Annotated in this window: 1 protein-coding gene; it reads left to right on the top strand. The window is 71.2% G+C overall.

All coding sequences use genetic code 11. The features are described from left to right. A partial coding sequence (locus OO68_RS41960; RefSeq protein WP_033314771.1) for a transposase family protein occupies positions 1-219 on the top strand: 219 nt, incomplete at both ends.

A 219-nucleotide genomic window follows, 5' to 3' on the forward strand; every position in this document is an offset into this window, starting at 1 on the left:
GAGTCGGACCTGCCCGCGGTGGCGGCAGGCACGACGGTGATCGCGGACGGCGCCTACCTGGGGACCGGCCTGATCGTCCCGCACCGCAGACGAGCCGGACGCCCCCTCCTGCGCGGCCAGGAGGAGGACAACGCCGAACACCGGCGTGTGCGGGCTCGCGTCGAGCACACCTTCGCCCGAATGAAGAACTGGAAGATCCTCCGCGACTGCCGCCAAAGG

Source organism: Streptomyces iakyrus, assembly GCF_000717055.1.
GTDB lineage: Bacteria > Actinomycetota > Actinomycetes > Streptomycetales > Streptomycetaceae > Streptomyces > Streptomyces iakyrus.